General features: G+C 74.1%; 14 protein-coding genes. 8 read left to right on the top strand and 6 right to left on the bottom strand.

The window, feature by feature from the left end; all coding sequences use genetic code 11:
• Position 1: 1 nt before the first annotated feature.
• From ACT80S_RS05275 to ACT80S_RS05290, 4 genes are all read right to left on the bottom strand, one after another.
• On the bottom strand, positions 2-169 hold the full coding sequence (locus tag ACT80S_RS05275; protein ID WP_377413501.1) for a hypothetical protein: 168 nt from the start codon (positions 167-169) through the stop codon (positions 2-4).
• Between the two features lie 191 nt (positions 170-360).
• Positions 361-1,245 carry a DMT family transporter gene (locus ACT80S_RS05280; protein ID WP_377413503.1) on the bottom strand — a complete coding sequence of 295 codons (885 nt, stop codon included), beginning with the start codon at positions 1,243-1,245 and terminating at the stop codon, positions 361-363.
• A 45-nt stretch (positions 1,246-1,290) separates the two neighbouring features.
• A complete protein-coding gene (locus ACT80S_RS05285; protein ID WP_377413506.1) occupies positions 1,291-1,791 on the bottom strand; it encodes a methylated-DNA--[protein]-cysteine S-methyltransferase in 501 nt (166 codons plus the stop codon).
• A gap of 362 nt (positions 1,792-2,153) precedes the next feature.
• Positions 2,154-2,975, bottom strand: a complete 822-nt coding sequence (locus ACT80S_RS05290; protein WP_377413509.1) for an IclR family transcriptional regulator — start codon at positions 2,973-2,975, stop codon at positions 2,154-2,156.
• Positions 2,976-3,090: 115 nt separating this feature from the next.
• Here ACT80S_RS05290 and ACT80S_RS05295 point away from each other — a divergent pair, with 115 nt between their 5' ends.
• The 8 genes from ACT80S_RS05295 to ACT80S_RS05330 all read left to right on the top strand — a co-directional run bounded on the left by ACT80S_RS05295 (position 3,091) and on the right by ACT80S_RS05330 (position 12,692).
• A complete protein-coding gene (locus ACT80S_RS05295) occupies positions 3,091-4,044 on the top strand; it encodes an MBL fold metallo-hydrolase (RefSeq protein WP_377413512.1) in 954 nt (317 codons plus the stop codon).
• Positions 4,045-4,084: 40 nt separating this feature from the next.
• Positions 4,085-5,740, top strand: coding sequence for an FAD-dependent oxidoreductase (locus ACT80S_RS05300; protein WP_377413514.1), 1,656 nt, complete (start codon positions 4,085-4,087; stop codon positions 5,738-5,740).
• A gap of 17 nt (positions 5,741-5,757) precedes the next feature.
• Entirely contained in the window at positions 5,758-6,018 is a 261-nt protein-coding gene (locus ACT80S_RS05305; RefSeq protein WP_377413516.1) for a DUF2783 domain-containing protein, read from the top strand.
• 42 nt (positions 6,019-6,060) lie between these two features.
• Positions 6,061-7,032, top strand: a complete 972-nt coding sequence (locus ACT80S_RS05310; protein ID WP_377413518.1) for a Bug family tripartite tricarboxylate transporter substrate binding protein — start codon at positions 6,061-6,063, stop codon at positions 7,030-7,032.
• A gap of 166 nt (positions 7,033-7,198) precedes the next feature.
• Positions 7,199-8,581 carry a phosphomannomutase/phosphoglucomutase gene (locus ACT80S_RS05315; RefSeq protein ID WP_377413520.1) on the top strand — a complete coding sequence of 461 codons (1,383 nt, stop codon included), beginning with the start codon at positions 7,199-7,201 and terminating at the stop codon, positions 8,579-8,581.
• On the top strand, positions 8,578-9,573 hold the full coding sequence (gene waaC / locus ACT80S_RS05320; RefSeq protein ID WP_377413522.1) for a lipopolysaccharide heptosyltransferase I: 996 nt from the start codon (positions 8,578-8,580) through the stop codon (positions 9,571-9,573). Before ACT80S_RS05315 ends, waaC begins: the two co-directional genes overlap by 4 nt.
• 3 nt (positions 9,574-9,576) lie before the next feature.
• Positions 9,577-10,848, top strand: a complete 1,272-nt coding sequence (locus tag ACT80S_RS05325) for a 3-deoxy-D-manno-octulosonic acid transferase (protein WP_377413524.1) — start codon at positions 9,577-9,579, stop codon at positions 10,846-10,848.
• A 50-nt stretch (positions 10,849-10,898) separates the two neighbouring features.
• Positions 10,899-12,692 carry a hypothetical protein gene (locus ACT80S_RS05330; protein ID WP_377413526.1) on the top strand — a complete coding sequence of 598 codons (1,794 nt, stop codon included), beginning with the start codon at positions 10,899-10,901 and terminating at the stop codon, positions 12,690-12,692.
• Here the strand turns inward: ACT80S_RS05330 and ACT80S_RS05335 are convergent.
• The gene (locus ACT80S_RS05335; protein WP_377413528.1) at positions 12,689-14,020 is read right to left on the bottom strand and encodes a TolC family outer membrane protein; all 1,332 of its coding nucleotides are present in this window, start codon (positions 14,018-14,020) and stop codon (positions 12,689-12,691) included. The two genes, ACT80S_RS05330 and ACT80S_RS05335, sit on opposite strands and share 4 nt — an antisense overlap.
• A 61-nt stretch (positions 14,021-14,081) precedes the next feature.
• Positions 14,082-14,423, bottom strand: coding sequence for a rhodanese-like domain-containing protein (locus tag ACT80S_RS05340; RefSeq protein WP_377413530.1), 342 nt, complete (start codon positions 14,421-14,423; stop codon positions 14,082-14,084).
• Between the last annotated feature and the right edge of the window lie 5 nt (positions 14,424-14,428).

Here is a 14,428-nt window from a genome sequence, read left to right on the forward strand (position 1 = left end):
GTCATCGCGTGCCGCTGGCATGGCGCCGCCAGGCGATGCCGGCCATGAGCGCGGCGCCCGCGAGCAGCAGGTCCAGCGGCCGCGGCGGCGGCGCCGCGGCCTGGCCGAGCGCGGCCGGCGGGAGCAGGCCGGCCAGCAGGGCCAGCGTGGCGGCGAGGGTGGCGTTCATGGGTTCGTCCTGGCATCGGGGTGTCTGCGGACGGCATGGTGGATTCCGCCCTCGAGCAGGAGCGTCGGAAAACGCCGCCTTGCGATGGCTCTTTCAGGCTATCGGGTCTCCGGGGCCCTGCCCGAAGCGCGACCCGCGTCCAGCGGCCCTTGCGCCTGCTGCGGCCTCCCGGCCCGGGGCGCGATCCCGGTTCAGCGGCGCGGCAGCTTGACCACGCCGGTGGACAGCGCGGTGCCCAGCACGATCACCACGCCGCAGGCCAGCATCCAGGCGCTGACGGATTCGCCCAGGAAGACGACGCCGTAGACCACGGCGAAGACCGGCACGACGAAGGGGACGGCCAGGGCGCGCGCCGGGCCGAGCCGCTCGATCAGGCGGAAATACAGCACATAGGCCAGGCCGGTGCACAGCACGCCGGCGGCCAGTGCCGCGATCCAGGCGGTGGCGCCGGGCAGGCGCGGCGGGGCGAACCACAGGGCCGGCAGCAGCAGGCCCAGCGTGGCCCCCAGCAGGCTGCCGGTGGCGGTGACCAGGGGCGGGATGCCGGTCAGGTACACCTTGGTGAAGCTGGCGGCGATGCCGTAGCACAGGCAGGCGCCGAGGCAGGCGAGCACCGCCCAGGCCGGTGCGACGCCCGAGGCGCCCGGGGCGATGCCGGTCTTCTCGCCGGCCAGCAGCGCGACGCCGGCGAAGCCGATCGCGAGGCCGGCCAGGCGTGAGCCGTCGGGCCGGTCCTTGAGCCAGAGCCAGGCCACCAGCGCGCCGAACATGGGGGTGGTCGCATTGAGGATGGACGACATCCCGGTGCTGATCGAGCGCAGCGAGAAGGCGTAGAGCGTGAAGGGGATGCCGGAATTGAGCAGGCCGACGAAGAAGCTGGCCTTCCAGTGCCGGCGCAGCACGCCCAGGTGGCCGCGCAGGGCTACCACGGGAAGCAGCACCGCGGCGGCGATGACCACGCGCATCAGCGCGGTGCCGAGCGCGCCGAATTCGCCGACGGCCAGCAGCATGAACAGGAAGGACGCGCCCCAGAGGGCGGCCAGCAGGATGAATTCGGCGAGGACGGACAGGGGCATGGGGCAGGGCGGGGAGGGCGCCGCCTCATGCCCGGCTTGCGGGGCTCAGTGCAGCACGCCTTCGAGGCGCAGCAGCGCCGTCTTGCGTTCGAGCCCGCCAGCATAGCCGGTCAGTGCGCCGCCGACACCGAGCACGCGGTGGCAGGGGACGACGATGCTCACCGGGTTGCGGCCGACGGCGGCGCCCACGGCGCGGGCCGCTGCCGGCACGCCCAGGCGGGCGGCGAGGTCGCCATAGCGCACGGTGGCGCCGGAGGGGATGGCCTGCAGGGCCTGCCAGACGCGGGCCTGGAAGGGCGTGCCGCCGGCGAGGTCCAGCGGCAGGTCGAAGGCCTGGCGGCGGCCGGCGAAGTAGTCGTCCAGCTGGCGGCGGGCGGCATCGAAGACGGGCAGGCCGGGGTGCGGGGACCACTGCCTGGCGGCGTCGGGCCAGTGCTTCTGCCCTTCGAACCACAGGCCGGCGAGTCCGCGCGGGGTGGCCGCGAGCAGCACCGGGCCGAGGGGGCTGTCGTAGGACGCGGTGTGGCGGGGGGCGGGGGAGGGCATGTCGGGCTCCTGGGGCAGGTGGGGCGAGCGGGCCATGATAAGCAGACGGGTTGCCGCTGGGGGTGGAATCCCTGCCGGGGGGCGGGTTGGGGTCAGGTCTTGCATCAACGCGACGGGTTGTCTCGGCCTCCCCCGGCTTCGTCCGGCCGGGCGCGCTGCACGGGCGGGGGCAGCAGGCTCCTCCCGGGGGGCCGGTGCGCTCCCGCGCACGGCCCCACGGGTCCCTCCGCCTGCCGCCCCCACCCGCGCATCACGCACGACCACGTGAAGGCTTCGCGCCGGAAGGATCACGCGTCATTTTTCGCCCGAACCTCACCGGAGAAGGCGCGCAAGGCCGCGTTGATGCAAGACCTGACCCCCGATCACCCCGGCGCCACGCCCCCCAGCCGGGTGGTGATTTCCCGCGCCGCCTCGCGTACCGCCTGGGCCGCAGGGCTGGACCAGGCGGCCGGCAGGCGGTCCTGGTGGTCGGTGGCGGTGATCACCAGGACCGGGTTGCCCTCCAGGTCGAACACCGGCGCGCTGAACGCGTTCACCCCCGGGATCGGGCTGCCCATGGCGCGGCTCACGCCATGCCGCTGCGCCTCGGCGCGGATGTCGTCGAGCTCGGCCAGGCGCTGGCGGAACTGCGACGCCGGCATGGGCTCGCCCAGCGCGCCGGCGATGGCCTGCTTGAGCCGGTCGGCCGGCATGGCCGTGGCGAAGGCACGGCCGGTCGCCGTGTCGAAGATGGACAGCACGCTGCCGATGCGCAGCGACACATGCAGCGGCTGGCTCGCCTCGATCAGCCGCACCACCGTCGGCCCGAAGTTGCCCCACACCGATACCGCCACCGCATGCCCCGTGCGCGTCGCCAGCGCCCGCACCACCGGCTCGGCGGCCTGCAGCGGGTCCAGCCGGCGCAGGCAGGCCAGGCCCACCCGCAGGGCCGCGGGACCGAGGTCGTAGCGGCCCGTGGCGTCCTGCTCGATCAGGCCCAGGCGGGCATAGCTCACGAGGTAGGGGTGGGCGCGCGAGGGCGTCATGTCGGCGCGGGCGGCCAGGTCCTTGAGGCTCAGGGCGCTGCCGCTGTCGGCCAGGGCCAGCAGCAGCCGGCCGCCAACCTCCACCGACTGCACCGCGCGCTGCGACTTGTCCTCGGCCTCGTCGGCGGCCGGGGAGACGGAATCAGGGTTTCTTCGCATGGGACAAACGAGTTTGACACAAACGGATGGTGTCCGTATATTTGCAATAAGCGAATGCGTTCGCAAAAAACAAATCCGGGACGGGCCGCCGTCCCCCAGCTCCTGAAGGACCCCCATGGCCAAGACCTTTGCCTCCGCCGCCGACCTCGAACAGAAGAAGGTCAGCTTCACCCAGATTTCCGAGCACGCCTGGGCCTACACCGCCGAGGGCGACCCCAACACCGGCATCATCATTGGCGACGACGCCGTGCTGGTGGCCGACACCCAGGCCACGCCCGCCATGGCCGCCGACGTGATCCGCCGCATCCGCGAGGTCACCGACAAGCCGATCAAGTACGTGGTGCTCACGCACTACCACGCGGTGCGCGTGCTGGGCGCCAGCGCCTATGGCGCGCAGCAGGTGCTGGCCAGCCAGGACACCTACGACCTGATCGTCGAGCGCGGCGAGCAGGACAAGGCCAGCGAGATCGGCCGCTTCCCCCGCCTGTTCCAGAACGTGGAGACCGTGCCCGCCGGCCTGACCTGGCCGACCATGACCTTCACCGGCAAGATGACCGTGTGGCTCGGCAAGCTGGAAGTGCAGCTGCTGCAGGTCGGCCGCGGCCACACCAAGGGCGACACCGTGGTCTGGCTGCCCGGCGAGAAGACCCTGCTCTCCGGCGACCTCGTCGAGTTCGACGCCACCCCCTACGCCGGCGACGCCTACTTCCAGGACTGGCCGCAGACCCTGGACAACATCGCCGCCCTGGGCCCCAAGGCCCTGGTGCCGGGCCGCGGCCCCGCCCTGATCGGCGAGCCGCAGGTCCAGGCCGGCCTGGAGGGCACCCGCAGCTTCATCAGCGACCTGTGGGCCGCGGTCAAGCCCGGCGCCCAGGCCGGCAAGCCGCTGCGCGCCGTCTACGAGGAGGCCTTCAAGGCCATGCAGCCGAAGTACGGCGACTGGGTCATCTTCAACCACTGCATGCCCTTCGACGTGACCCGCGCCTACGACGAGGCCACCGCGCACCGCGACCCGCGCATCTGGACCGCCGAGCGCGATCGCCAGATGTGGGAGGCCCTCGAGGGCTGATCCCGCCCCGGACCCGACGCAACCCGCAGGAGACCGCGCGATGAAGCCCAACGACATCCCCGCCTACGCATTCCGCGGCACCGGTGAAGCGGTGCAGGCGATCCAGTTCCCCTACCGCCGCAGCGCCGACCAGGACGCCACGCAGCCAGTCCACCACCCGGTGGTCATCGTCGGCGCGGGCCCGGTGGGCCTGTCCCTGGCGATCGACCTGGCCCAGCGCGGCCAGCCCGTGCTGCTGGTGGACAACGACGACAAGCTGTCCATCGGCTCGCGCGCCCTGTGCTTCGCCAAGCGCGCCCTGGAGATCTGGGACCGCCTGGGCGTGGGCGACCCGATGGTGGACAAGGGCGTGTCCTGGAACGTCGGCAAGGTGTTCCTGCAGGACCAGCAGGTCTACCAGTTCAACCTGCTGCCCGAGGATGGCCACGAGCGCCCGGCCTTCATCAACCTGCAGCAGTACTACTGCGAGGCCTACCTCGTCGAGCGCGCGCTGCAGCTGCCGAACATCGAGATCCGCTGGAAGAACACGGTCACCGGCATCGCGCCGCGCGAGGACGGCGCGCTGCTGACGCTGGACACGCCCGAGGGCGCCTACCAGGTCGACGCCGGCTGGGTGATCGCCTGCGACGGCTCGCGCTCGCCGGTGCGCAACCTGATGGGCCTGGACAGCAAGGGCCGCATCTTCAAGGACCGCTTCCTCATCGCCGACGTGAAGATGAAGGCGGATTTCCCCACCGAGCGCTGGTTCTGGTTCGACCCGCCGTTCCATCCCGGCCAGAGCGTGCTGCTGCACCGCGAGCCCGACGATGTCTGGCGCATCGACTTCCAGCTCGGGTGGGATGCCGACCCGGAGACCGAGAAGAAGCCCGAGAACATCATCCCGCGCGTGCAGGCCCTCCTGGGCAAGGACACCGAGTTCACCCTCGAGTGGGCCAGCGTCTACACCTTCGCCTGCCTGCGCATGGACAAGTTCGTGCACGGCCGGGTGGTGTTCGCCGGCGACAGCGCGCACGGCGTCTCGCCCTTCGGCGCGCGCGGCGCCAACAGCGGCGTGCAGGACACCGACAACCTGGCCTGGAAGCTGGACTGGGTCCTCAAGGGCCGCGCCCCCGTGGCCCTGCTCGAGACCTACGGCCCCGAGCGCCAGTACGCGGCGGACGAGAACATCCTCAACTCGACGCGCGCCACCGACTTCATCACGCCCAAGAGCGAGATCAGCCGCCTGTTCCGCGACCAGGCGCTGGGCCTGGCGCGCGACCACGACTTCGCCCGCCGCATCGTCAACAGCGGCCGCCTCTCGGTGCCCGCCACGCTGCACGGCTCGCCGCTGAACACGCCCGACGCCGACAGCTTCCAGGGCCGCATGGTCCCGGGCGCTCCCCTGACCGACGCGCCGGTGCAGCGCGAAGGCCGCGACACCTGGCTGCTGCGGTCGCTCGGCCCCGAGTTCACCCTGCTGGTGTTCGGCGACGCGCCGGCCTGGGCCGCGGGCCTGCCGAACGTGACCGTCCTGTGCGTGGGCGCCGACCTGCGCGATACGCGGGGCCTGGTCGCCCAGCGCCTGGACGCCACCCCCGGCACCGCCTACCTGCTGCGCCCCGACCAGCATGTCTGCGCCCGCTGGCGCCAGCCCACCGAGGCCGGCGTGCGCGCCGCCCTGGCGCGGGCCACCTGCACCGCCGCCATCCTGGCCTGAACCCGAGGAGACCCCCGATGCTGAACACGCAACCGAACATGGCCTCGTACGACGACTTCTACGAGGCGCTGATCTCCGCCCACCAGGGCCTGTCCACCGCCGAGAGCCACGCCATGAACGCGCGCCTGGTGCTGCTGCTGTCCAACCACATCGGCGACCTGGCGGTGCTGCAGGAGGCCCTGCGCATCGCCCGCGGCCAGCCGGCCGCCGCCGAGTCCGCCTCGCTGGCGGGCCGCGCCGCCATCACCCCGGTCGCGCCCTCGCACGCGGCGGCCTGACCGATCCCCCTTCCCACCCGACGTCCACCGAAGGAGACAACCATGATCAACCGCAAGCAATTCATCGCCCTCGCGGCGTCCGCCCTGGCCCTCGTGTCCGGCGCGGCCCAGGCGCAGGCCCAGGCCAAGCCCGTCGAATGGGTGGTCGGCTACCCCGCCGGCGGCGGCTCCGACATCGTCGCGCGCACCATCGCCGAGGCCATGGGCAAGAGCCTGAACCGCCCGATCGTGGTCAGCAACAAGCCCGGCGCCGGCACCAACATCGCTGCCGACTACGTGGCCCGCTCCAAGGACTTCGGCAACATCGTCTTCACCGCCGACTTCGCCACCCTCGCGGCCAACCCCTTCCTGTTCTCCAAGCTGACCTACGACGCGCAGAAGGACTTCCAGCCGGTCGGCCTGCTGGTGCGCTTCCCGATGTTCCTGGTGGTCAACCCCGGCATCCCCGCAGCCAACTACAAGGAGTTCGCCACCTGGGCCAAGGCCCAGAAGGACCCGGTGCCCTGGGGCTCGGCCGGCCCGGGCAGCCCGCACCACCTGGTGGGCGAGCTGTTCCGCGAGTCCAGCGGCCTGAAGCTGCAGCACGTCGCCTACCGCGGCGCGGCCCCGGCGATCCAGGACGTGGTGGCCGGCCAGATCCCGGCGATGTGGATCGACAGCGCCACCGTGCTGCCCTTCATCGAGGGCAAGAAGGTCAAGGTGATCGGCGTGGCCTCGGCCAAGCGCCTGAACCTGCTGCCCGAGGTGCCGACGCTCAACGAGCAGGGCCTCAAGGGCTTCGAGGGCTACGCCTGGCAGGGCCTGGTGGTGCCCACCGGCACGCCGGCCGACGCCGCCGCCGGCTTCGCCAAGGCGCTGCAGGACGCCCTGGCCTCCACCCCGGTGAAGGCCCGCATGCAGGCCCTGGGCGTGGAGCCCATGCCCGGCACGCCCGCCGACATGGCCAGCTTCTCCCGCACCGAGCGCGAGAAGTGGGGCGGCGTGATCACCAAGGTCGGCGTCAAGCTCGACTGACGCCGCTCGCGGCGGGGCCGGTCGGGGGCCGCCCGATTTCGTCTCCCGATCGATCCGCGCCGAGGCTGCGCGGCAGCCCGCGCCCGCCCCTTGCGCGAGGCGGCTTCCTGCTACGATCCCCGCGCCGCGCCCTTCACGGCGCCGCGGATCCCGCAGGAAACCACCCATGCCTCTGTCCCCCTCGATCTTCAAGGCCTACGACATCCGGGGCATCGTCCCGTCCACCCTCGACGAGTCGGTGGCCGAGTCGCTGGGCCGGGCCTTCGCCGCGGCGGCCCGGGCCGCCGGCGAGTCCTGCGTGGCGGTGGGGCGCGACGGTCGCCTGTCCGGCCCGGCGCTGTCCGCCGCCCTGGTGCGCGGGCTCACCGCCGGCGGCGTCGACGTGCTCGACGTCGGCATGGTCACCACCCCGATGCTGTACTTCGCCGCGAGCACCGAGTGCCGCAGCGGCATCCAGGTCACCGGCAGCCACAACCCGCGCGACTACAACGGCTTCAAGATGGTGCTGGCCGGTCGCGCCATCTTCGGCGAGGAGATCCGGGCCCTGCGCCGCGCCATGGAGGGCGCGCAGCCCGACGCGCCGCGCCGCGGCGCCGTGCGCACGCTGGACATCTTCCCGGCCTACCGTGAGCGCATCGCCTCGGGCGTGCGGCTCGCCCGCCCGATGAAGATCGTGGTCGACTCCGGCAACGGCATCGCCGGCGCCTCGGCCCCGGCGATCTTCCGCGCGCTGGGCTGCGAGGTGGTCGAGCTGTTCTCCGAGGTGGACGGCAACTTCCCCAACCACCACCCCGACCCGAGCAAGCCCGAGAACCTGCGCGACCTGATCGCCGCGCTCCAGGCCACCGGCGCCGAGCTGGGCCTGGCCTTCGACGGCGACGGCGACCGCCTGGGCATCATCACCCCCAGCGGCGCCAACATCTTCCCGGACCGCCAGATGATGCTGTTCGCCCGTGACGTGCTCTCGCGCGTGCCCGGCGGCGCCATCCTGTTCGACGTCAAGTGCACGCAGCGCCTGGCCCCCGCGATCCGCGAGGCCGGCGGCGTGCCGATGATGTTCAAGACCGGCCACTCCCTGATCAAGGCGCGCATGAAGGAGGTCGACTCTCCCCTGGGCGGCGAGATGAGCGGCCACATCTTCTTCAAGGAGCGCTGGTACGGCTTCGACGACGGCACCTACGCCGGCGCCCGCCTGCTGGAGATCCTCTCGCGCGAGGCCGACCCGGGCGCCGTGCTGGAGGCCCTGCCCTCCAGCTTCTCCACCCCCGAGCTGAACGTGGCCTGCGCCGAGGGCGAGCCGCACGCGCTGGTCGAGCGGCTGGTGGCAGGCGCGACGTTCGCCGCGCCTGCCGAGGTCTCCACCATCGACGGCCTGCGCGTCGACTGGCCCGACGGCTTCGGCCTGATCCGCGCCTCCAACACCACGCCGGTGCTGGTGCTGCGTTTCGAGGGCCACACCGAGGCGGCGCTGCACCGCATCGAGGCGGACATGCTGGCGCTGCTTCGCAGCGTCAAGCCCGATGCCCGCGTCGGCGAGGCCGCGCATTGAGGGTCCTCATCGTCAAGCTGTCCTCGCTGGGGGACGTGGTGCAGACGCTCCCCGTGCTGCACGACATCCAGGGCCAGTTCCCGCAGGCGCGCATCGACTGGGTGGTGGAGGAGGCCTTCGCCCCGCTGGTGCGGCGCGCCGCGCGGGTCGACCGGGTGCTGCCCATCGCCCAGCGCCGCTGGCGCAAGGCCCGGTTCGACCCCGTCCACCGGCAGGAGCGCCGCGCCTTCTTCGAAGCACTGCGTGCCCAGGCCTATGACGCGGTGATCGACTGCCAGGGACTGCTCAAGTCGGCCCTGGTCGCGCGGCGCGCGCGGCTGGCGCCGGGCGGTTTCTCCGCCACCTTCGGCAACGCCAGCGAGCTGTGCGGGTACGAGTGGCCCGTGCGCTGGCTGCTGCAGCGGCCCCTGCCCATGCCCGCGCGGATCCATGCCGTGGCCCGCACCCGGCTGCTGGTGGCCCAGGCGCTGGGCTATGCCGGCCTCGGCGTGCTCGAGCAGCCGCCCACCTATCCCTGGCGCCGCCGGGCGCCGGCCGGCGTGCCGCAGGTGCTGCTGGCGCACGGCACGACCCGCGCCGACAACGAATGGCCCGCCGCCCACTGGGCCGAGATCGGCCGCCGGCTCACCGCGCAGGGCTGCGAGGTGCAGCTGCCGCAGGCGAGCGACGCCGAGGGGGCGCTGGCCGACCGCATCGCCCGGGAGATCGGCGCCAGCGCCCGGGTGCTGCCCCGCATGGGCCTGCCGGCGCTGCTGGAGCACATGGAGGGCCTGAGCGGGCTGGTCGGCGTGGACTCCGGCGTGGCCCACATGGGCGTCGCGCTGGACCTGCCGGTGGTGGAAATCTTCAGCCAGCCGCGCGCCTGGCGGGCCGGGCCGGTGGGCCGCCCGCACCAGTGCGCCGTGGGCGGCGAGCGCGCGCCGTCGCCCGACGAGGTCTGGAACGCATGGCAGGCCTGCTGGCAGGCGCGCCCCGACGTCGAGGCGGGCTGAGCCATGGCCCTGGCGCGTGCGCTCTACTCGCTCGCCACCGGCGCGGCCCAGCCCCTGCTGCGCCGCAAGTTGCGCCGGCGCGGGGTGGCCGAACCCGGCTACCTCGAGGCCGTGGAGGAACGCTTCGGCCGGTACGCGCAGCCGGCCGAGCCCGGCGCGCTGTGGATCCATGCGGTCTCCCTCGGCGAGACGCGGGCCGCCGCCATCCTGGTCCACGCGCTGCGCGAGCGCGCGCCCGGCCTGCGCCTGCTGCTCACGCACGGCACCGCCACCGGCCGCGCCGAGGGCGCCCGCCTGCTGCGCCCCGGCGACCGGCAGGCCTGGCTGCCCTGGGACACCCCGGGCGCGGTGCGCCGCTTCCTCGCGCACCACCGGCCCTGCGCCGGCGTGCTGATGGAGACCGAGGTCTGGCCCAACCTGGTGGCGCTGTGCGCGCGCCAGGGCGTGCCGCTGGCGCTGGCCAACGCGCGGCTCTCCGGCAAGTCGATGGCGCAGGCGCTGAAGTGGCCCGCGCTGTCGCGGCCGGCCTATGGCGCGCTGGCCGCGGTGTGGGCGCAGACGCAGGCCGACGCCGAGCGGCTCGCGCGCGTCGGCGCGCGCGTCGACGGCGTCTTCGGCAACCTCAAGTTCGACGCCCGCCCCGACCTCGCGCAGCTCGAACGCGGCCTCACCTGGCGCGCGCAGGTCGATGCGCCGGTGGTGATGTTCGCCAGCTCCCGCGAAGGCGAGGAGGCGGCCTTTTTCCGCGAGGTCGCGGCGCGCCGCGGCCAGGGCCTGCGCTGGCTGGTGGTGCCGCGGCACCCGCAGCGCTTCGACGAGGTGGCGCAGCTGGCGCAGGCCGCCGGCCTGTCGGTCTCGCGCCGCAGCGCCTGGGGCGAGGGCGGCCCGGCGCAGGCCGATGTCTGGCTCGGCGATTCGCTGGGCGAGATGGCGCTGTACTACGGCCTGGCCGATGCGGCCCTGCTCGGGGGCAGCTTCGAGCCGCTGGGCGGGCAGAACCTGATCGAGGCCGCGGCCTGCGCCTGCCCGGTGGTGATGGGCCCCCACACCTTCAATTTCGCCGAGGCCGCGGACAACGCGCAGGCCGCCGGCGCGGCCCTGCGGGTGGCCGGCCTCGGGGAGGGCGTGGCCCGCGCCGCCGCCCTCGCGGCCGACGCGACCGCCCGCTCGGCGATGGCGCAGGCGGCGCAGGATTTCGCCGCCGCCCACCGCGGCGCCGCCGCCCGTACGGCCGACGCGGTGCTCGCGCTGGCGGCGCGCCGAGGCGCCCGCTAACCTCGCCCGCCACACCGCCACCGCCCGGCGGGCCGAGGAGGGCGTCCCCCATGCAGCCGAAGCCAACCGCCGGGAGCCCTGCCTCCTGGTCCCCCGCGCCGCTCATGCACGCGCTGGCGCAGCACCCGCTCCCGCCGCCGACGCCTGCCTTGCCGGAGGGCCCGGACCTCGCCGTCGGCCTGTCGCCGCCGAACCTGCGGGGCCTGGCCGGGCGGGGCCGCCTGGACGGGCGCGACGTGGCGGCGGGCACGCCGGGGCAGGCGCGCAGCGGCGCGCTACAGGGCGGCGCGGGGCCCGGCGAGGTCCCGCCGGCCGTCGCCGGCGGCGGCCCCGGGCCGGCGCCCGCCGAGACCTTCGACCACCGCATGGCGAGCGCGCTGTCCGGCCTGGTCCGCACCTCGTCGGCCTGCACGCCCGAGGCCCAGGCGGCCCACGCCGCCCAGGCGGCGGCGCTGATCGGCGTGGCGGGGCTGGCGCCGGCCGGGCGCGAGGCCCTGGCGCGCCGGGTGGCCGAGGCCTGCCTGGAAGGCGTGCCGGGCGTCACGCTGATGGGCACACCCGGCCCCACGCCAGGCCCCACGCCAGGTACGACGCCCTTCACCACCGTCGAGGTGCCGGTGGCCACGGCAACCGCGCTCATGCGCGCCATCGTGCAGGCCCTGCCTGCGGGCGCCGCCCGCGAGGCCTGGTGCGAGGCGCTGCACCGGCACGCGCGCGACCTGATCGCCACCCGCAGCCCGCCACTGGCGTGGGTCGACCGCTTCGCCCGCGCGCTGGGTGACCTGCACGGCGGCCGGCAGATGCCGGTACCCACGCTGCGCGCGCTGGTCAGTCCCCTGGTGCGCGAAGCCTCCCGCCTGCCGGCGACCAGCCTGCTGGCCTTTGCGGAGGGCCTGTCGTACAGCCTGGGCGAGCCCCGCATCGCACCCGGGGCGCTGCGCGAGTTGCTGCGGCTGCCGCTGGCCCTGGTACCGCTGCGCGACCCGGCGGACATGGCCGGCGCGATGTGGCTGTTCACCCGCGGCGCCGGCGGGTCCTGGCTCTCGTCGGCGCAGGCCGAGGTCCTGATGGGCGGCCTGCTGGAGGCCGACGACCTGCCGCCCGAGTCCCTGGGCTACATGGCCTGGGCCCTGGCCCGCGCCCGCCTCGCCGGCGTAGCGCCGATGTCGCCCGAGGCGCCGATCCATGCGGACGACCCTCCGCCCGCAGCCGACCTGCTGCTGGTCATGGCCCGGCAGGCATCACCCGCCGAGACCGGCCGGCTGCTGATGGCGGTGGGCGTGGCGCTGCGGTCCGAGGACCAGGTGGCCGGCTGGGTGCAGACCCTGCTGCCCCGGATGGTGGCCATGCACGGCGCCTGGACGCCGCTGCAGGTGGCAGCAGCGGCCTGCGGGCTGGCCGTCGGCATCTCCGATGGCGCGCTGCCGCGCCCGATGGAGGGCTCGCTGCAAGCCGTGCTCAAGCTGACGCGGGGCGGTCCCTGGGGCGCGCCCCGGGGCCTGGCACCGGCGCAGCTGGGCGTGGCGCTGGCCGCGCGGCCCCTGCAGGTACTGGCGGAGCCCGCGCTGTCGCCCGGCGACCAGATGGCGCTGCTGGAGGCGGTCTTTTCCATCCCGCGGGTGCTGGATGGCCGCAGCGTCCCGGCGCTGTTCAGCCAGGTCCTGGCCCTGGACCTGCCCACCGAACGCAAGGCCGAGGTGCTGGCGATGCTGATGCGCCTGGGCTCGGCGCATGTCACGCCGCAGATGCTGGAAGCGGCGCGCGCGCTGGGTCCCGACGCGAAGGGCGGCGCGGCGGGCCCCGGCGGGGTGGCGCGAGGCGCGCCGGGCCCGGGCGGGACTTAGCGCGCCAGCAGCCCGTTGATGGCGTTCAGGTCCTCGGCCTGCAGCGAGCCGTTGGCCTGGCGCAGCTTGAGCTGGCCGAGCAGCACGTTGTAGCGGGCCACGGCGAGGTCGCGCTTGGTCTGGAACAGCTGGCTCTGCGCGTTCAGCACGTCGATGTTGATGCGCACGCCCACCTGGTAGCCCAGGCGGTTGGCGTCCAGCGCGCTCTGGCTGGAGGCCTCGGCGGCCTCCAGCGCCTTGACCTGGCCGGCCCCCGAGACCACGCCGAAGTACGCGGTGCGGGTGGCCTGCGCGACGTCGCGGCGGGCCTTGTCGAGGTCGGCCTGGGCCTTGTCTTCCAGCGACAGGGTCTCGCGCACGCGGTTCTGCACGGCGAAGCCGGCGAACAGCGGCACGCTCAGGGTGACGCCGAACTGGTCGACCGTCGAGCGCGAGCTGGTGCCGACGGTGACGTTACCGTTGATGTTGCGGGTCTGGCTGCGGCTGGCGGTGAGGTCCAGCGTGGGCAGGTGGCCGGCCTTGGCCTTGGTCGTCTCCAGGCGGGCCACCTCGAGGTTGAGGCGGGCCTGCTGGATCGCGGGGCTGATGTCCTCGGCCTGGCGCACCCAGGCCTCCGGGTCGGCCGGCTGCGGCTGGGGCAGGGCCAGCGGCGATGCCAGCGGCGCGGGCTGGGCGTCGGTCTTGCCGGTGACGGTGTCCAGCGCCAGCTTCTTGACCCGCAGGTCGTTCTCGGCGGCGATCTCCTGCGAGACCACCAGGTCGAAGCGGGCCTGCGCCTCGCGGGTGTCGGTGATGGTGGCGGTGCCCACCTCGAAATTGCGGCGGGCCGAGGCGAGCTGCTCGCTCACCGCGGCCTTCTGGGCGCGCACGAAGGCCAGCGTGTCCTGGGCGGCGAGCACGTCGAAGTAGGCCTGGCTCACGCGGATCACCAGGTCCTGGCTGGCGACGGTGAGCTGCGCGCGGGCGGCCTCGGCCTGGCGCCGGCCCTGCTCGTAGGCCGCCAGGTTGGCCGGCCGGTACAGCGGCTGGGAGGCCTGGATCGCGGCGTTGCGGGTGCCGAACTCGCGGTTCGTGGTGGTGGCGCCGGACTTGCTGGTCAGGTCGGACTCGCTGGCCGTGGCGCTCAGGCCCACCGTGGGCAGCAGGCCGGCGCGGGCCTGGTCGGCGCGGTACTGGGCCGCCTCGAAGCTGGCGCGGGCCGACTGCCAGGCCGCGTCGTGCGCGCGGGCCGACTCGTACAGCGCCTGCAGGCTCTGGGCCTGGGCCGCGCCACCGAGGAAGGCCAGGCCGAGGGCCAGGGGCAGGGGCAGCAGTCGCAGCGAGTTCATCATCCGTCCGTCCTCTTGGGTGTTGTCGTGGGTTCTTCGGTCCCGGCGCCGGCGGGGCCGGTCAGTAGCGGGGCACGGCGGGGTCGCGCTCCATCGACCAGGCGTCGATGCCGCCGGCGACGTTGGCCACATGGTCGTAGCCGTTGCGCGCCAGGAACGCCGCCACCTGGTAGCTGCGCATGCCGTGGTGGCACAGGCAGGCCACCGGGCGCTGCGGGTCGATCTCGGCCAGGCGCGCGGGGATCGACTGCATCGGGATCTGCAGCAGCTCGAAGCCCTCGGGCGTGACGCTGGCGAAGGCGGTCTCCACCGGCTCGCGCACGTCCAGCAGCAGGGGCGCGCCCTCGGCATCCTGGCGGGCGAACCAGTCGGAGAGCTGGGCGGGGCGGACCTGGTCGATCATCCGGC

It is taken from the genome of Ramlibacter sp. MAHUQ-53 (assembly GCF_052600055.1).